18 protein-coding genes are annotated in these 19,043 nt (G+C 35.5%); 8 read left to right on the plus strand and 10 right to left on the minus strand.

Features of this window, described 5'->3' with window-relative positions:
* Positions 1-197 precede the first annotated feature (197 nt).
* Positions 198-920 carry a tRNA-binding protein gene (locus tag Q0W26_RS03820; RefSeq protein ID WP_298522589.1) on the plus strand — a complete coding sequence of 241 codons (723 nt, stop codon included), beginning with the start codon at positions 198-200 and terminating at the stop codon, positions 918-920.
* Positions 921-937: 17 nt separating this feature from the next.
* On the opposite strand, the gene Q0W26_RS03825 is transcribed toward Q0W26_RS03820, so the two are convergent.
* The 5 genes from Q0W26_RS03825 to Q0W26_RS03845 form a co-directional block, all read right to left on the minus strand.
* Positions 938-2,350 (minus strand): lactaldehyde dehydrogenase, encoded by a 1,413-nt coding sequence (locus Q0W26_RS03825; RefSeq protein ID WP_298522590.1) that lies wholly within the window; start codon positions 2,348-2,350, stop codon positions 938-940.
* 30 nt (positions 2,351-2,380) lie between these two features.
* On the minus strand, positions 2,381-2,563 hold the full coding sequence (locus Q0W26_RS03830; protein ID WP_298522599.1) for a class III signal peptide-containing protein: 183 nt from the start codon (positions 2,561-2,563) through the stop codon (positions 2,381-2,383).
* On the minus strand, positions 2,563-3,489 hold the full coding sequence (locus Q0W26_RS03835; protein ID WP_298522602.1) for a type II secretion system F family protein: 927 nt from the start codon (positions 3,487-3,489) through the stop codon (positions 2,563-2,565). Before Q0W26_RS03835 ends, Q0W26_RS03830 begins: the two co-directional genes overlap by 1 nt.
* A 441-nt stretch (positions 3,490-3,930) precedes the next feature.
* The gene (locus tag Q0W26_RS03840) at positions 3,931-4,542 is read right to left on the minus strand and encodes an Ig-like domain-containing protein (protein WP_298522603.1); all 612 of its coding nucleotides are present in this window, start codon (positions 4,540-4,542) and stop codon (positions 3,931-3,933) included.
* A gap of 173 nt (positions 4,543-4,715) precedes the next feature.
* The gene (locus tag Q0W26_RS03845; RefSeq protein WP_298522604.1) at positions 4,716-5,699 is read right to left on the minus strand and encodes a toll/interleukin-1 receptor domain-containing protein; all 984 of its coding nucleotides are present in this window, start codon (positions 5,697-5,699) and stop codon (positions 4,716-4,718) included.
* A 280-nt stretch (positions 5,700-5,979) separates the two neighbouring features.
* Between Q0W26_RS03845 and Q0W26_RS03850 the strand changes: the two genes are divergently transcribed.
* Positions 5,980-7,218 (plus strand): MFS transporter, encoded by a 1,239-nt coding sequence (locus Q0W26_RS03850; protein WP_298522605.1) that lies wholly within the window; start codon positions 5,980-5,982, stop codon positions 7,216-7,218.
* Between the two features lie 65 nt (positions 7,219-7,283).
* Here the strand turns inward: Q0W26_RS03850 and Q0W26_RS03855 are convergent, their stop codons facing one another.
* On the minus strand, positions 7,284-8,300 hold the full coding sequence (locus Q0W26_RS03855) for an aminopeptidase P family protein (RefSeq protein WP_298522608.1): 1,017 nt from the start codon (positions 8,298-8,300) through the stop codon (positions 7,284-7,286).
* Between the two features lie 168 nt (positions 8,301-8,468).
* On the opposite strand from Q0W26_RS03855, the gene Q0W26_RS03860 reads away from it, so the two are divergent.
* The 4 genes from Q0W26_RS03860 (at position 8,469) to Q0W26_RS03875 (ending at position 13,555) form a co-directional block, all read left to right on the plus strand.
* Complete coding sequence (locus Q0W26_RS03860) at positions 8,469-10,928, plus strand: hypothetical protein (RefSeq protein WP_298522611.1); 2,460 nt, start codon at positions 8,469-8,471, stop codon at positions 10,926-10,928.
* Positions 10,929-11,049: 121 nt separating this feature from the next.
* Entirely contained in the window at positions 11,050-11,691 is a 642-nt protein-coding gene (locus Q0W26_RS03865) for a site-2 protease family protein (RefSeq protein ID WP_298522613.1), read from the plus strand.
* Between the two features lie 3 nt (positions 11,692-11,694).
* Complete coding sequence (locus Q0W26_RS03870; RefSeq protein WP_298522615.1) at positions 11,695-12,897, plus strand: YcaO-related McrA-glycine thioamidation protein; 1,203 nt, start codon at positions 11,695-11,697, stop codon at positions 12,895-12,897.
* A 4-nt stretch (positions 12,898-12,901) separates the two neighbouring features.
* Positions 12,902-13,555: a TfuA-related McrA-glycine thioamidation protein gene (locus Q0W26_RS03875; RefSeq protein WP_298522617.1), complete on the plus strand. Its 654-nt coding sequence runs from the start codon at positions 12,902-12,904 to the stop codon at positions 13,553-13,555.
* A 217-nt stretch (positions 13,556-13,772) separates the two neighbouring features.
* Here Q0W26_RS03875 and Q0W26_RS03880 read toward each other — a convergent pair whose 3' ends face one another.
* Genes Q0W26_RS03880 through Q0W26_RS03895 form a run of 4 tightly spaced genes read right to left on the minus strand, consistent with a single transcriptional unit; the run spans position 13,773 to position 16,744 of the window.
* Entirely contained in the window at positions 13,773-14,231 is a 459-nt protein-coding gene (locus Q0W26_RS03880; RefSeq protein ID WP_298522619.1) for a hypothetical protein, read from the minus strand.
* A 10-nt stretch (positions 14,232-14,241) separates the two neighbouring features.
* Entirely contained in the window at positions 14,242-15,081 is an 840-nt protein-coding gene (locus tag Q0W26_RS03885) for a CBS domain-containing protein (protein ID WP_298522621.1), read from the minus strand.
* Positions 15,082-15,125: 44 nt separating this feature from the next.
* Positions 15,126-15,548 carry a universal stress protein gene (locus Q0W26_RS03890; protein ID WP_342765334.1) on the minus strand — a complete coding sequence of 141 codons (423 nt, stop codon included), beginning with the start codon at positions 15,546-15,548 and terminating at the stop codon, positions 15,126-15,128.
* A gap of 41 nt (positions 15,549-15,589) precedes the next feature.
* Positions 15,590-16,744 carry an amidohydrolase family protein gene (locus Q0W26_RS03895; RefSeq protein WP_298522625.1) on the minus strand — a complete coding sequence of 385 codons (1,155 nt, stop codon included), beginning with the start codon at positions 16,742-16,744 and terminating at the stop codon, positions 15,590-15,592.
* 401 nt (positions 16,745-17,145) lie between these two features.
* Here Q0W26_RS03895 and Q0W26_RS03900 point away from each other — a divergent pair, with 401 nt between their 5' ends.
* Together Q0W26_RS03900 and Q0W26_RS03905 are read left to right on the plus strand one after the other, a co-directional pair.
* Positions 17,146-18,114 carry a hypothetical protein gene (locus Q0W26_RS03900; RefSeq protein ID WP_298522627.1) on the plus strand — a complete coding sequence of 323 codons (969 nt, stop codon included), beginning with the start codon at positions 17,146-17,148 and terminating at the stop codon, positions 18,112-18,114.
* A gap of 330 nt (positions 18,115-18,444) precedes the next feature.
* A complete protein-coding gene (locus Q0W26_RS03905) occupies positions 18,445-19,038 on the plus strand; it encodes a zinc ribbon domain-containing protein (RefSeq protein WP_298522629.1) in 594 nt (197 codons plus the stop codon).
* Positions 19,039-19,043 lie beyond the last annotated feature (5 nt).

Raw genomic sequence — 19,043 nt, forward strand, 5'->3', positions numbered from 1 at the left:
TATAAATATCTAAACTGCGTAATTTTGAAACTTCTACCATTTTTACACCACAATATAAAATAATAATTAAATAAATATGTATTATTTTATTTAATTGTTAATATAAATACTTTATGTTTTTTAATCGGCTTTTATCGACAAAAAATTTATTAAATCATAAAATTAAAATAATATTTAGATAAAAAGGGGACTTTAAATTGTGGGATACAAGTAAAGATTATAGAATTTTAGTAGCAAGCAAGGCAAGAGAAAACTATCTGAATCTCATTCCAACAGCTTCTTTTAGAGGAAGCTGGAATAAAAAACAGGCAATTGATATGGGAAAGCAGATGAACAGTGACTTTCAATCATTAATATACTCCTATTTAGAAGGGGATGATTTGGTCAATTCTCCAGATGTTGCTGCCTTGAAAGAAAAAGCTTTAAAGATTATTGAATATTTAGGTGGAGAAGATTGGAACAAGAAATTCCTGAGCAACGCTCCGAAGGAAGATAGGGAAAAAACCCAGGAAAACATTGCCAAAGTGAGATTTTTCCTTGATACAATCATCGGCCTTAAAGACCGTCTGGCATTAGGCCCAATCAATGATCCGATCATGGGCGTTGACATTAAGGTCGGCGAAGTCATGAGCGTTACAAAACATCCGAAAAATGAAAACTTGATGCTGTGTAACGTAAACCTTGGAAAACGTGCAATAACTGTTGTAACCAACGATTTAAATGTTAAAGATGACAATAATGTCGGAGTCTCCTTGCTTCCCCCACAATCATTCGGAGACATCGTCAGTGAAGGAATGTTTTTAGGAATGAACGGAAGCATCCTCAAAGATGTTGAAGGAGAGCTTGGCCAAATGCCTAAAGGAATTCCAATGGAATCCCTGAATGAAACCCGTAACCTTGTTGAAAACTATTTAAAATAAGTTTAAGATAGATTATTCTATCTTAAATTCAATCCTATTAATTTTGTTTTTGTCATTTCTTCTACAGCATATTTTATTCCTTCTTTTCCAACACCACTGCTTTTAAAACCGCCAAAAGGCATGTTATCTGTTCTGAATGTGGACTGCTTGTTTACAAAAACTGTTCCCGCTTCAATTTCATTGGCACACCTCATTGCTGAGGAATAATCTGAAGTGAACACCCCTGCCTGAAGACCATATTCCGTGCCATTTGCAACTTCAATAGCTTCATCCAGTGAATTCACATGAATTATTGGTGCGACAGGTCCGAAAGTTTCATTTACTACCAAATCCATATCAGGAGTGACATTATCAATGACTGTGGCCTCATAAAATGCCTCGTCACGGACTCCTCCAGTCAATATCTTAGCGCCATTGTGAACTGCATCACTTACTGCCTGTTCCACTTGAAGTGCGGCCTTTTCTGATATCAGTGTCCCAAGGGTTGTTTTTTCATCCAAAGGATTTCCCCTGACAATCTTTTCAGTTTCCCCAACCAATTTTTCACTGAATGCCTTGGAAATTTCCTCTTGGACAATTATTCTTTTGACACCCATGCAGACCTGACCTGCATTTAAAAATGCCCCGTTGATGACTCCCTTTACTGCCTTATCGATATCCGCATCATTAAGCACAATCAGCGGGTCATTACCACCAAGTTCAAGAGTAACCTTTTTCATTCCTGCCTTTTGAGATATCATAAGTCCGGTCGTTACGCTTCCGGTAAATGATATTTTATTGACTTCAGGAGATGTCACCAAATAGTCCCCAACTTCAGAGCCATAACCTGTCAATGTGTTAATTACACCGTCCGGAAACTCTTCATTAGCAAGTTCTGCAAATTTCATGACAGTTAGAGGAGCCTCGGTTGGTGGCTTTATGATTACAGTGTTTTTGCATGCAATGGCGGGAGCGATTTTGTGGATAGTCAGATTCAGAGGATAGTTGAAGGGGGTGATTGCTGCTACAACACCCAATGGAACCTTTTGTGTGAATGCAAAAAATCCCTTTCCATTCAAACCGGCATCCAGCGGTACGCTTTCGCCATAGATTCTTTTGGCTTCCTCCGCAGCAAGCTTCAATGTTTCGATGGACCGGTCAAGCTCAACCAATGATTCGTTGATAGGCTTTCCAACCTCCAATGTCAATAGCTCTGCGAAATCATTGCGATTGTCTTTTAACTTTTCAACAATGTTGAACAATTTATTTGAAACCTTGAATGCAGACATTTCCTGAATGGATTTCTTGGCCTTGTTTGCCTCATCAATTGCAAGTTGTGCAGTTTGCAGATGTGCAATCGGCACAGTATCTATTACTTCACCGTTGTATGGATTTTTAACCTCTTCCAAATCGTCACTTGATATGTGCTTTCCGCCTATTAGCATGTCCATCTTATCACCTAGATATTATTTATTGAATAATTATTTAAAATATTTACCTAAAGCATTTAACTCATTGTTGAACTCATTTACTTCTTTTGATGCAATTTCGCCGCTTAAATCAGCAATGTAATTATTGTACATGTAAATTGCCAGTAAAACCACAACGATTATTCCTCCAAAGAGCAAGATGAATTCTGCTGATGCCTGTCCTTTGTTATCCATCAAAATCCCCCCATAAGTAAAGTGCTGCCGAATGTCGAAATGAAATAGAATATTCCAAAAGCCGCCGTTGCAAGAGGAAGGGAAAACTTAACCCCTTTCTTAAGGTTGCCATCCATGATTATGCTGATTATAAAAGCCACCAAGGCAGAATGAATTATTAAATAGATTTCCCCCGCCAGAGGTGCCGTTAGGATAATGTCGGATTCCATTCCGTAGCTTTGCATGAACTGGGAATAAACTCCCACCATCCCTATTGCAAAAGGCGTTGCAATGACTGCTGAAATCAGAAGGAACATTACCGACATCATGACTGAAGATTTTCTCTCCCGTTTAAGAGCCATCAAATCTCTTAAATCATCAGAAACATCTTCGAGTACATTTGAAATACTTGATCCGCTTTTACGACCATCCAAAATAATTCCAAAAATTCTCTCCAGTTCCTTTGATTTTAAACGTTTGCTCATCGCCCGCCATGCTTCATCAAAATTGCGACCCATTCTAATTTCAATTAAAGTCCTACGCATCTCATCGTAGAGCGGCCCATCAGAGTACTGCGCCATGTCCTCCATTGCGTTTTCGAAGCTGAGACCTACCTGCAGCATACTTGAAAGCTGTCTTAAAAAGTCAGGTGCTGATTTTTCAATTTCCTGTGCTCGACGTTCCTGTACAACGACAACATATGTGAAAAGACCCGGAATGATAAAAAGGGGCAAAATTAACATTGACAACGGCAGATTCAGAACCGTTAATGTCAATGCCAATGCAATTTCACTTGCTAAAATGAAAATTATCAAGATAGCTAAAACTTTACTTGCCTCTGTGAAAATGCCCCCACTAAGCAAAAATTCCTGGAACTTGGATAAATACTTTTCAGGCATAATATTGTCTAAAAATATAGATAAATCATTGATTATTTTAAATTTCATGAAATAAAATTAGACTTTATAGAATATAAAGTGTTTGTTGCCTTCAAAAGCAATTTTAGAAGGTAAAATCAATAGTTATGTTAATATGAAAAAATGAATTTTAAAATACTGATAGAAACCCAAAATACCATATAATTTCCAAAAATAGGGCGTTTACTCATCTTTACATTTAGAATATTTCATCCTAACAATGTTAAAAGCGATTACAATTATTAACAAGACGACACACCAATACCAAGCCACTGGAGCGAAAAGCAAGCAGTAAAGTAGAATTACCCCTACAATACCATGAGTAAGGAGATTTTTCCAATCAGTCAAATACAATTTCAGCGTCTGCGATTTTCATTCTACACCAGAAAATAAAAAAAAAGATGTAGATGCTAAAGCACCTACTTAAATATTGTTACGTTACATATGATTATATTTTAATCTGTGATTGCACTAATATCCAACCCAATGCCCTGCATCATCATATCCCGGCTCGTCCATGTCGATATATCCATTGTCACCCACATGGTAATCCACCAAACCGTATTTATTATACATGTATTGATTAACTTCAGCCTGACTGTACATCGGTGTTCCGTCTGACTTGTATGCGTAAGCGGATTGTGAACTGGAAGATGATGAGGATGATGAGGATGATGAAGCTTGTGCTTCCTCTTCTTTTTCCTTAATAGTTATTTTTTTAGTGGCATTAGAACCTTGATACTTATCATTTCCACCATAAACAATCGTAACCGTGTATTTGCCGGCATCCTTGTCTAATTTTAAGGTCCCTACACCATTTTCATTAGTTTCTACAGAATGGTAATCATTTGAATTCTTCTTATCTGTAATTGTAATATTCACTGTTTGACCAGCCAATGTATTTCCATTAGCATCAGTCAAGAGGATTTTAATGGAACCCCCTTCATCAATGTTAGAACTGCCTTTAAATGTTAATTTTGTATCCTGTTTTGTAAAGTTTGGCATCATCATTGCAACCACACCCACCAAAAGAGCAACTATGATTACAATTAAGGCCACAATAATAATTTGATTTTTCTCCATATTATCACCTGAATCAATTATATTGTATGTTCCAAATGTATTAAAAATGTTATCATTTGCATGCAATAATGAGTTGAAAATTGAATAATACATTATTAAAAATATACATAATTAAGATTAATTTCAAAAAAAAATAATAAAAAAAGAAGAGAGAATTAAAGAAAATTCAATTCTCAGACATATGATATCTCAGTCCCATTGCATTCAGCCAATACAGTACCTTTACTACTTTTAAGCTGCAATGAAACCTTTTCAACGACGTCAGAACCTGTGCTTGCAGAGGCCAGTATGCTGGAGCCGTTAATGTCTTTTCCAGCAAACACTTTCTGATCCGTGCAAACAACATCGTCGTATCCGTCATAAAATTCCGAATAAACCGTATAATCCTTGGACGGATTTATAATACCTGAAAGGGTTCCAGATACATTATATGAATAGTTCCACGGATAATCACTATCCTGTTCGACCTTAAATGAATCTATCGTCATTTCAATATTGCCCACAACATCATCTGAATCATCCCCACCGAAACCAACCAAAGCAACCACTGCAATAATTGCAATCAATATGACTGCACCGATTATAATATGGGGCATTTTAATATTCAAATTAGACATGTTGAATTTAGAAGGTTTTTCAGGTTCATAATGAGCTCTTGGGACCGGTTTAGTGTATGTTACCGTACCATCGGAAATATCAAAACCGTTTTGCCTGAATGCTTTTTCACACCTGAAATGATATTCCTTTTCATCCATGCTATACTTCAGGATAGCCTGCAGAGAACCCATACCCAGTTTAAGTCCAGGCGGCAACTCGGTTTCTTCAAGATATATGGCAAGAAAATGTTTTTTCTCATGAAGCGCATAATTAATTTCATTTCTAACATTGATTGACTCTGCTGATGTGCGTGAAATGAAAACAATAAACAACGAACATCCGTCAAGAGCCTCTCCAATCTCTTCAGTCCATTCATTACCCGGTGCAATACCCTGATCATACCAGATATTTAATCCCAAATCATTCAGCCGTTTTAGCTCTGGAAACACCATGTGCGCATCCGCATGAGCATAACTGGCAAAAATGTAAGGTTCATCACCTTCATAAGCATGAAATGGAGCTTCTTCAACAAAAGGCATTTTAGTAACTTTTTCTAACATTTTTATACTCCTTATTAATTAACAAAACTAGGTTTAATTAACTAATATTCTGCATTCGCCAATTTTTAATAATCTTTAAAGTAGAAAGTACGATGATAAATTTTATTACCAATTATATATATTTTCATTATACTATTTAATATATTGTCAAGGCAATCCCCCAATTTTAATATAAAAAAATAACATTTTATCCAAATTAAAAAATAATATATATCAAACAACACTTAAAACTATATGATGATTAAATTCCTTTTAAAATAATTATTGATGGTGAAAAATCATGTTGATGAATGAACAGGAAAAACTAGATAAACAGCACTATAGGATTTTTGGCCTAAGTTGGGCGGGTTGGGTTTTTGATTTCTATGATTTGGTTTTATTTACTTTTTTAGTATCCCAACTACAAACAAGCCTGAATTTTTCAGCAGAAATGCTATCAGTATGTTTGGGAATATCCTTGTTTGCCACAGGTTTAGGAGGAATTATTTTTGGAGCATTGGGAGATAAATACGGTCGTAAAACAGTATTGCAATGGACGATTATTGTTTATTCGATAGGTACACTATTATGTGCATTTTCATGGTCATTCTATTCACTTGTAATCTTCAGATTCATCACAGGTTTAGGTGTTGGTGGAGAATGGGCTACCGGTCAGATTTACATTAACGAAACATTCCCTGACCATCTAAGAGCCAGATTTGGAGCATTCATGCAGTCCGGAGCTCCTGTGGGAGTTATTTTAGCTTCAATAGTTGGAGGGATGGTAAGCCCAGTCATCGGTTGGAGACTGACATTTCTAGTTTCAATCATCCCTGCAATTACTGTTATCATCATAAGAAGATACCTTAATGAATCAGATGTTTGGCTTGAAAATAAAGACCAATACGTAAACAAAAGCATTTTCCAAGAGTTTAAGCAGTTGATTACCAAAGAACACCGTAAAATATTCATCATATCATTGATTTTGTGCATATTCGGTATGTCCGCATACTGGTACACATACTCATGGCTGCCGACATACCTTGCAAAGGAAAGAGGTCTGGCGGCAATCGGATCCACATTCGGAATCGTGCTAATCCAATGTGGTGACTTTATAGGATACACAAGTTTCGGTTTTGTAGCTGAAAAGCTTGGAAGGCGTCCTGCATTTACGATATACAGTTTCATCATGGCCTTCGGCATTGCAATGATTACCCTTTGCTGGAATCAAATTGTCGCAGTTCCTGATTTGATTTTTGTATTCATGTTCCTGACAGGTTTTGGAACAGGATACTTCGGAGGATTTGGAGCGTTATTCTCAGAACTGTTCCCTACAAAAATCAGAAATACTGGTGTTGGAACCGTGTTCAACCTTGCACGCGGAGCCCAATTCGTAACTCCCGTAATAATAACACTTGTAGCAACATACTTTGATTTAAGCTACGGCATTGCAATTGCTGCAATATTCGCATTGCTTGTGGGAATATGGATTTGGGTATTCCCTGAAACCAAAGGAACCGCAATAAACGAATTGGATTAAAAAACAATTTATAGATGGATATGTTCCATCCATCTTCTTTTTTATTTATTTTGAAAAAAATCAGATTAATCTATCATTAACGGCAGGTCGCCAATAACATTAGCTTTTTTATAGATTGCAACAGTATCCTCAAGCCTTACACCAAATTCTCCCTCAAGATATATTCCCGGCTCGACAGTGATTACCATTCCCTCTTCGATTACCGTTTCATCACGAATGGAAAATCCCGGAGTTTCATGAATGTCAAGACCCAGACTATGGCCAGTTGAGTGAATGAATCTGTCTCCATAACCATAATCAGTGATGATGTCTCTTGCAACCTTGTCGACTTCAATGCATTTTAGACCGGGCCGGATTGCTTTGATTGCCTTGTCATGTGCTTCAGCCACAATATCCCAAATTTCATGTTGGGCTTCCGTATAGACCATAGTTCTAGTATTGTCCGAACAATATCCTTCAAAAATGGCCCCCCAATCAATTAAAATCGGTTTTTCCAATTGTTTGGCTTCCGGAATTGCATGAGGCAGGCTTGAACTGGCTCCACTTGTGACGATTGTATCAAATGATTCCTTATCCGCCCCGTTTTCAATCATCAGCCTTACAAGATCAAAAGCTATTTCCTTTTCAGTGTTTTGATTATTTAAAATATCCAGTTGTAAAAAGGATTTTTGAGCAATTTCGGTTGCTTTTGTAATCTTTTCTATTTCCTGAGGCGTTTTAATCATCCTCTGTTTGTCAACGTATGTTTTTGAAGTTATTGTAAAATCATCCCTAAGCTTTTCATAGCTGCTGAATGGCAGTGTCGGCTCGATGGCCAGACTGCTGATTCCTTCTTCTTTAAGTTCCCTTAGCATCACTTCAAAGGATTCATATTCCTTAACCTCAATTGTTGAATTGTTTTTTGCAATCTCCATGTCCATGCTGGATGCATAAATAATCGGATTTTCCTTTATTATGCAAAACGCAAAGCTGGTCGGTTTGTAATTGGAGATATATTCAACATTTGTAAATTTTGTAAGCAAATAAGCCTGAATATCATCTTCATCCATATCTTTTAAAATGTTGTCCAAATGTGAGTCCATATTTTATTATTTAAAAAAAGTATTATAAAAAAATAATCTTGTCAAAACACCAAAACAGTAAAAAACCCCATAATTAAACAATAGATTAATATAACTAAACATGAATAAATGATTAATGATATATCAAAATAATATTATCATTTTAATTCAAAAAGGGATGGGAAAATAATGTATAAGAAATTATTCTGCATTGCATTATTCGTAATCATATTCACTAGCATGGCTTGCATATCCGCAAGTGAAGATTTGAGTACGGACAATAATGCAATGGCCAATATTGATGAAAGTGAGTTGATATCATCATCGATGGATGATGTGAATAACGACTTAAGTACAGATGACGATAATGAGATACTTGCAAATCAATCCAGCGAAAATACTGCAAGATTAAATCCTAATCTGGATGCAACTATCGAAACAGACGATGAATACATAACAATTACAAGTACCGTGAATGAAAAAGCGACAGGAAACATTTCAATCCAGATTACAAAACTCAATGACGGAAGCTACCAGTTCAACGGCACCACCGTTGAAATTGAAAACGGAACCGCAACCTGGGCAGAGATGATTGCATTTGACAAAGGAGACTATATTGTAAGCCTAGGGTATTTGGGAGATGCCAATTATAATCCGACTTCCATTTTAAAAGTATTCGCAATACAAAAATACATTCCGGATTTCAAGGTGGAAATTACCCAGAATGATGAATTTGTAACAATCTCAAGCATTCTCAATGAAGATGCGACAGGCAATGTCACAATCAGAATAAAAACATTCGAAGAGGAAAACTACACTGAATTTGCAACCATTGAACTTGAAAACGGTGCTGCAACATGGGCGGACCAAATACCGTTCAACAAGGGAGACTATGTGGCATACACAACATACAACGGAGATAAAAAATACTTCAAAAGCGGCAACATTCAGACATTCACAATCGAAAAGGAAATACCTTCCTTTAATGTGAACATCACAACCGATGATTATTTCGTTGTTTTGAATGCGACACTTCCTGTGAATGCAACCGGTAATGTGGCAATCAGAATCAAGAGCGTTGATGAAGAAAACTACACAGAATTTGCAACCATAGAAGTGGAAAACGGAACTGCAATATGGAGCGAGTTTGTGCCATTCAACAAAGGAGAATACGTAGCATACACAACATACAGTGGGGATGAAAACTACTTCAAAAGCAGCAATATCCAAAACTTCACAATCGAAAAGGAAATAACTGACTTCAACGTGACCGTTACTGTCAATGACTATCTCATAACCATTAATGCAACACTGCCTGTGAATGCAACAGGCAATGTCACAATCAGAATTAAAACCTTCGAAGATGAAAACTACACAGAATTTGCAACCATAGAAGTGGAAAACGGAACTGCAACCTGGACCAGTCCAATTCCATTCATCAAAGGAGACTATGTGGCATACACAACATACAATGGAGATGAAAACTACTTCAAAAGCAGCAATATCCAAACATTTACAATCAAGAAGGACATCCCTGACTTTGACATCAATATCACAGTCAATGATTATCTCATAGTTTTGAATGCAACACTTTCTGTGAATGCAACAGGTAATGTGGCAATCAGAATCAAGAGCGTTGATGAAGAAAACTACACAGAATTTGCAACCATAGAAGTGGAAAACGGAACTGCAATATGGGGCGACTTTGTACCATTCAACAAAGGAGATTATTTAGTGCTTGCAGTGTACAGTGGGGATGAAAATTATTTCAAATCTGAAAATACCGGATCATTTACAATTGAAAAACAAGTTCCTATCATGATAATCAACAGCACACGCAACGCTACAAGCATTACCATTAAAATTACATTGCCTGAAAATGCAACAGGCCTTGTTAGATTAACAAATAACCAGACAGGCGAAATAAAAAATGTGACCTTGAACGGAACTGCAATTGAATTCAACGAAACCCTCCAGTACACATACAACATATTCCTGATTGAATATTCCGGAGATGACTACTACTTCAAAATCAGCAATATTTTTGTTGAACCTCTGAAAATAGAGACCAGTTTAAGCATTAAAAACAGCGTGAGTGTCATTTACATGAACACCGCTAAAATCACCGTCAAATTAGATATGGCGGAGGAATCAGGCAACTTTACAGCTGACGGTGAAAAAGTCACCATCACAGTCAATAATAAAGAATATACTGGAACCTTGAAAAACAATACTGTAACCATCAGCATCGCTGCAAACAGCGCAAATAAATTCATTCCAAAAAGCTATGCTGCAGCAGTCATATTTAATGGCAATGACCTGTTTGAAAATGCTTCTGCAAGCTTTACATTTGTCGTTAAAAAGGGAACACCTAAATTAACTGCTAAAGCAAAAACATTCAAAGTAAGCACCAAAACCAAAAAATACACAGTTACTTTGAAAGACCACAAAAACAAGGTGATGAAAAATACCAAAGTCACAGTAAAAGTGAACGGTAAAACTTTCAAGGCAACCACAAATTCAAAAGGCCAAGCCACCTTTAAAATCACCAATTTAAAGAAAAGGGCAAAATATCTTGCAGCAGTTAAATACGGAGGCAGCAAATACTACAATTCAATAACCAAAAAAATAAAAATTACAGTTAAATAAGGAGATTCAAATCTCCTAAACTATTTTTTTTAAATCCCCAACATCCATCCATTTCTTCTTTTCATATTTTCTTATCAAAAAAAGATAATTTTATTAAAGTCAAATTAGATATTTTAACATTATGTTTAAATTTACAAGTAGTGAAGTACGAGATTTGATAATTGCATTCATCGTGATTTCCCTATGTTTCGGAATTGCAAATACAGGAAGGGACATGAATGCGTTGGTTCAAATACTTCCAATGATTATGGTGGGTGTAGGAGCAGGTTTTATCCTTCACGAACTGGGACATAAATTCGTGTCAATGAAGTATGGATACTGGGCTGAATTCAAGTTATGGCCACAAGGATTGTTATTTGCGCTTGTAACTTCATTTTTCGGATTCGTATTTGCAGCACCCGGTGCAGTCTACACCTATGCAAATTACATGACTGATGAAATCAACGGAAAAATATCCGTTGCAGGACCTATTGTCAATATAATCCTTGCAATAGTCTTTTTAGTAATTGCCGCACTCGTTTATCGATCAGCATTTACTTCCGAAGTTGCACTGACAGTATTTTTTGTATGTGCATTAGGCTATTCAATCAACAGTTTTTTGGCCGTGTTCAATTTGCTTCCAATTGGAAACTTGGATGGATCCAAGGTATTGAGATGGAATGCGGGAATTTGGATAATTACAATAGCCATTGCAGGCATAATGACATTGGCATCCCATACAATCGGTGTTGAAAATATCGTTAGAATGATTATAGGATTTTAGAAAATGGTAGAAGAGATTACATATTTTAAAGGAACTCATAGAGTTATTGCTCCAAGCAAAACTATTGAAATCAATCAGGACAAGCTTAAAACAGCAGGAATCACACGTATTGCAGACATTACCGATTTGGATAGAATCGGCCTTCCGATTTATACTGCAATCAGACCTACAGCTGAAGAAGGCAGCGTCAGCATCTATGGCGGGAAAGGAATATCAAAAGACCATGCAAAAGCATCAGCAATGATGGAAGGTTTTGAGAGATATTCCGCAGAAAGGCAAAGCAGTGATAAGACCATCAATGCCAGCTTATCTGAAATTTCCGACTACGGAGAATTCATTGAACCGAAATTATTGAACCTGCCAAAGGAATTTGAAAAACAGGATATTGATGATTTGAACTTGGAGTGGAGCATTTCCCATGACATAATTTCCGGAAATGACTATTACGTTCCTACAAATGCAGTCTTTCACCCATACAATAACGAAAGTAATGTAAACAAGCTATTTAAATCTAACACCAACGGCCTTGCTTCAGGAAATATTTTAGAAGAAGCCATTCTTCACGGAATGCTTGAAGTTATCGAGAGGGATGCATGGAGCATTTTTGAGCTGACCCATAAAAATTATGCCCAGATTGATTTAAGCAGCATTGAAAGCGATTTAATCAATGGCATCATCGACAAATTTGAATCAGAAGGCATCAAGATTAAATTGATGGACTTTACTGCCGATGTTAAAATTCCTACAATAGCTGCTTCCGCTGATGATACAGTAACAAAGGATGCAGGATTATTGACTTTGGGAATGGGAACACATCTTGACCCAGAAGTTGCAATACTCAGAGCATTAACTGAAGTGGCACAAAGCAGGGCAACTCAAATCAATGGTGCACGTGAAGATACCGTGAGAGCGGATTTTGCCCGTGAAGCAGGCTATGAACGCATGAAACGAATTAACAAATTCTATTTCAGACAAGAAGAGAATCAGATTTCTCTTTCAGACATTGAAAATAAAAGTACAACATCAATTACAGAAGACATTGAGATTGTTAAAAATGAATTGATGGCCAACGACATTGAAAAAATATTATATGTTGACCTGACACGTCCGGAGCTTGACGTGAGCGTTGTACGGGTGATAATTCCTGAAATGGAAATTTATGCAATTGACCAAAGCCGTGCGGGATATAGATTTTTAAGAGTTTGATTAAATGGTTAAGATTATAATTTATACCGGTCTGTCACTTCCTTTTGATGAGGCAAAAGAAATTCTGGATTCACATGATGACGTTAATGTAGTCTATAAAAGACCTATCCAGAGAGGGGATTTGTCACTTGCATTAAAGGAAAATCCAGACATCATTGCAATAATCGATGGAGTATTTCACCAAAATTCCGCTGTCGGACACAAAGAAATAATCAATGTCATGGATCATGGAGTAAAAGTCTATGGTGCTTCAAGCATGGGTGCATTGAGAGCATCAGAACTTGATTCACTTGGAATGGTTGGAGTAGGTTACTGTTACAACCAATATGCCAATGGTAATGTCGACAGTGACGATGAAGTTGCAGTAATGCTCGATTCAGAGACTTTAGAGGCTCTTTCTGAACCGTTAATCAACATGAGATATGTTTTCACTAACGCTGAGGATGAAAACATCATTACCGAAAGCGAAAAGGACGAACTGATCGGCATTGCCAAAAGGACTTATTATCCTAAAAGAAATTACGGAAAAGTTTTGGCCGAATCTGACCTGGACAGTGACAAAAAAGACAATCTCATCAACTTTATCAGGGAATCAAAAGACATCAAAAAAGAGGATGCCAAGAATCTTCTCAAGCTAATCAAATCACAGTCAGATTAACACTTAAAAAACATCGAATTTATTATTTTTTGTAAAAGTGATATATACCCACATTAACGCCTTTTAAAAATTATCGCCAACTATTAATTAAAATACAGCAATACTCAATTAAATGATATGGTAATGTGAAAACTATAATTTTAATTTATGATAGAATCAATATAATCAATGCAACATATGCTGCGATTTTTGAATTAAAAAAAGGAAATATAGAAACTCACTTGTTCATCTCTTGGTATTTTTTCAAAACAATGTCTGGAGTTTCAATAGTTTTTTCAAAAGTTTCGACAAATTCATTTGATTGGTGATCATCTGCTGTTTTTGAAAGGCCTTTTAAAACCAGTTGCTTACCGTCAATCTTAAAGCCCGTTTCGTCAGCTTCCATTTCAATTAGATTTATCTCAAGCTCAGAAGCATTTTCCAAATCGTCATCAGCCTTAACCTCATATTTAATTTTCAGATATTTATGAGGCATCAACTCGTTGACAGTCCTTTTTATAACTGATTCGAAAAGTTCCAGAAATTTTACAACAGGCGGCAAATTATTAGCCTGCCAATAAGTAAGTACAGAGTTGAGAACTATTTCGTGTTCAACAAAATCATCATATAATCTTGCCCGAACACCAATAGCACTGTCACCAACTACTTTAATCACCAATACGGGACTAACAGCCATTATATCACAGTTATTCGACTAATGCTCTAATTAAATCACTAGCTCTAACAAGACCGACCAGATCACCTTCAACACCGATGACAGGAATCTGTTCAATGTTTAAGGATTTCATTTTTTTAGCACAATCGGAAACTTTTGTTTTGGAGTTAGCTACTTCAACATTGCCAACTGCAACATCACGTACTACTTTGTCTGTGAATTTTAAACTGTTTTTCTCAATGTACAATACGGAAGTACTGTCCCAAGACCATTTATCCCCTTCAGTACCTACAGTGGAACTGTGTTCGCTTCTTTCAGAGATAATTTCAATTTCAGAGATGAAATCGGTTTCGGTTAAAATGCCTGACAATTTGGCATCGTCATCTAAAGCCAAAACGGATTTTAAACCGAATTGATTCATGGTTTCAAAAGCAACATTCAATGGAGCTTTTTCCCAAGTGGTCGGAACTGTAGTAATCATATAATTTTCAACAGCGTCATCTATTGTGAGTTTAGTTAAAGCTTTGGAAACCAAATCGAATGATGTGATAATTCCAACAAGTTCCCCTTCCTCATTTATAACAGGAACTCTTCTTACATCATTTTCCATCATCTTGCGGGCAGCAACTGTTACGTCGTCGCCAGGATTAACTGTAACTAAATTTCTACTCATCAACATTGCAATTTGTTCTTCATCAGGATTATTAATTAAATCAGAACGAGTTACTAGTCCTACTAAAATGTCAGTGCCTTCTTTTACAACAGGAAGCACTGCTTTTTTCTCTTTTCTCATTAAGTCTAAAACTTTTTCTCTGTTACCTGGAACGGAAACACTAACAACATTTTTAGACATTGTTCTTTTAACTAACATAAAAACACCTATATTAACAAATATAATAATAAAATGACAATACCTTAGTGAATAATGAGCACAGCACATTTGGCCGAATTAACAACCTTATCCGCTACACTGCCCATAATAAATCTATCGAAGCCGGATTTACCGGAACTACCCATAACTATTAAATCAACATCTTCATCCTTTGCCACTTCTAAAATACATTTAGCCGGAGACCCTTCTTTTATCACGTGAGTGATTTTTAAATCGTCTTCATTAAGTTTATCAAATTCTTTAAGGTTTTCTTCGGATCTCTCTTTCAAGATTTGATTTAATTGGTATACTTCGTCGTCTAATGGAAGTCCATTAACAAAATTGTTTTCTGTGACAGTCACAGCAACTATTTCAGCTCCGGTGACATTCGCCAAAAATAACGCATGCTTTTGAGCTTTTTTTGCAAATTCAGATCCATCGGTAGGGACCAGTATTTTTGTATACATCATTAACAACTCCCATAATATATAGATTTATATCTATGATATTATACAATACTTCTTTTGTTAATGCTATATAATATATTTTTCGTTTCACAGCGATTGCATATATTAAGATATGGATTTTTAGAAAAAGATTTAAAAATATTACATTCTATGGAATTACCCTCTTCAATGCATGATTTTCCAATTACATTGTTGATGTTATGGGCGCAGACATTGGTTGTTGCCATCTGCAGCAGCTTTGCCGGGTCAATGTAACTCTTATAATAAACTGACATCAACTTTAAGCTGAATTCCAACTCCCTTAGCATATTTGGAGAGTTCAGCATCACATTATCAGATCCAATCAACGGTTTCATACCCATGTCCAACATTTCGTTGAGTCGGGCAACACCGACATTTAGAGTGGCATTGGCTCTTGGACAGACCACAACATTTGACTGTGAGTTTCTAATCAGCTCCAAATCATCATTTTTGGGATTGGTAATGTGGACCAGCTGGTCAAAGTTATTGTCAAGCCCTTTTTCGATTTCAGTCTTGTTGAATCTCTCCAATGATTCCATCTGATTGGATTCTGATTCAGCAACATGAATTGAAGAAATTTTGCCCTGTTTACTGCATTCTTCAGTGATTAGATTTGCAACCTCTTCAGTGATTTCGCCAAAACCGCTTGGGGCGATACCGTCGGCAATGCCAAGTATTCTTTTAATTGCCTTTTTAACTTTAGCCAAATCCGGATCATCACCATAGAAGTTATCGTCACGGCCCAAGATAATCGGTTTGATGGGGATGTCTTTGGAAGCTTCCTTTAAAAGTTTAATCCCTTTAATTCCTCCTTCACGATAGTCAATGAAATGGGTTGTGCCTGATTCGACCATGTCCCACATTGATGATTTCATGGCTTCAATCAGCTCATCATCCTCTGCATTTGCCAAAGCCTTATGCTTAACACCATTTGGAGGCTTTACCATTTCACTTAATGAGAGACCATATCCCTCATCTTTAATGATGGAGTCTCCAATGTGCATATGGCCGTTGATAAATGACGGGCAAACCACTGCACCATCCACATCTATGATCTTGCCTTCTTTTGCGTCCTTGGCAATTTCAATGATTTTAGCATCATCAACGACGATATTCTCTTTGGATGCAACTAAATCTTGACCCTTTAAAATGATTCCGTTTGCTATAGTAAACATTAATCTAGAATCTAATTTTTTTTATTAAAATAATTTTTCATTCATGTGAAATAACTGACATTAACAATCGATTTGAAGCTATGGGACTCATTTAATCAGTTATTTGAAAAATTAGCCGATTGAACCATTTTAAATTTTTACATGCAAAACTAAATATTTCATTAAACTCGTTAATTTACAATTTTAAATCAATATGAAATTTTATTTGTTGAAAACTTAAATATAATGAGGTTAAAGATAATTTTAACAAAATTTAGAGGATTATTATGACAGTACAATTCAGTATAATCAATTCAAGAAGACATATTTTTGCAAGCGACGATGGGATTACAACACCTGACGGTAAAAAATATGACGGCATGCAGAAAATTTTCAAATTGTCAGACATCCATCCTGCCCAAATGATGATTAATGGATGCATGGAATTTGAAGGCATCCCTATGGAGACCATTATTAACGAATTTGTTAAAAAGACCAAATTAAAAGAGTTAAAAAATATTGAAGACATTAAAAACGAATTGATAAATTTTTTAGCCAGATATACTCCAAAATCATCTGGAGATGAGTACATTCAATATGCGGTTGAAAACTTCAAAGAAAATATAATTCTAGAGATTAACGAAAATGGATTTGACAAAGCGATCGAAACTAGAAAAAAGAAAAAGATATATCCTTTCATTAGAAAATATTCTAGATTTAAAAATGAGTTTGACGAAATTATCCCCGAAGATAAAGATTGCAAAAAATATTCTAAAATACTCTGGGAGATATTTTCATATGAACTTAGATATGAAGGAACAGGAGTTATAATTTCCGGACATAATATTGGAAGTCCATATCCTTCATTCTTTGAAATCAATATCCATTGCAATAGTGGTGGAAAAATCTTCTATGAAGAACTCGAATCAAAAATTGATTTTAAAGAAACAATCATGAGAGTTCATGCAATTAATGAGGAGGGTTATGCTTTTTTTACAGGAGTAAATGAGAATTTTGTACGGTTTATTGATAATTATATCAATGAAACCAACGAAATAATTTTACTAAAATTAAAATCTAAACTAAAAAAAGAAAACATGACCGACGATAAATTTTTAAAAATTGTCGAAAAAATACTCCTCGAAGAGTATTCTGATGTCAATCATGAAATTAATAATTTCAGATTAATTGGAATTAATGATACCTCCAAATCCATTGAATTCATACCCAACATATTACTTTGCATTTTAGCTGATGAAATAATTCGTTTAACTGCCTTAAAGCAGAAAATATCCTCTGAAGAGGAATATGTGAGTATGACCAGCCATATTTCATTAATGACAAAATCTCAAGGATTTAAATGGGTTAAATTCAATGATGAAATCATTTAAATATAATGAAAAACAATTAATGATAAAAGGTGAAAAAATGAATTTTGTACCAAAAGAAAGAGCAGAAGCTAGTATAAATAAGCTCCTTTCAGAACGCAGAAAACGTAAAATGAAAGAAATCGAAGAAATGAAAATAGAATATGAAAATTCTAAATAAAATCTAATGGATTTAACAAAACATTAACAAATCATTAGATTTTAAATCGCACCAAACACCACTTTTAAATACAGATTACTGTAAAACTTTTCTTTCAAAAATCACTTCAAAAAAAGTAATATATAAAAAAAACTATATACTTACTATATACAAGACTGACATAACTTTTTTTGGTGATTTCCATTAACTCTCAAGAAATAAGATACTTCTACAGGAACATTGTAAAAACTGGCGATGTATATAGAGTTAAACATAACAATAAAGATTATGGGGAGTTTTCTAAATTATCCGACGCATTATATGAAAGGGATGCTCTGTTTTTCTGTAATTTTGACTATGACCTGCTTGTTGAATGCGATCTTGAAAACAAGTATGAAAACATGGAACTGCCACCATTTCCCGAAAAGAGACCTAAAGGACGTATAAAAGGAACAAAAGTCAACAAAAAGGAAAGGGAAGGGGAAATTCTTTTTGACCATAAGAAAAAAGGTTTTTTCATTAAAAGAATGGGTGAAATCATCGGCTATTATGACACCATGACTGAAGCATTCTACTACAAAAAGCTTTTGATGGACAGCAACTGGGATAAAAGCGTCCTAAAAACAAACATCACACAAAAAATTGAAGTCAATATCGTTATCGATCAAAGCAAAGAGTATAAGGTTCAGCTTAACTTCTGTCCTAAGTGTAAAAGCAGGCTTAAAATCGGTGCGACAGAATGTCCTTCCTGCGGTATCAACATTGAAGAATACCTGTTCAATAATTAAAAAAA

Source organism: uncultured Methanobrevibacter sp. (genome assembly GCF_947169325.1).
Taxonomy (GTDB): Archaea; Methanobacteriota; Methanobacteria; order Methanobacteriales; family Methanobacteriaceae; genus Methanocatella.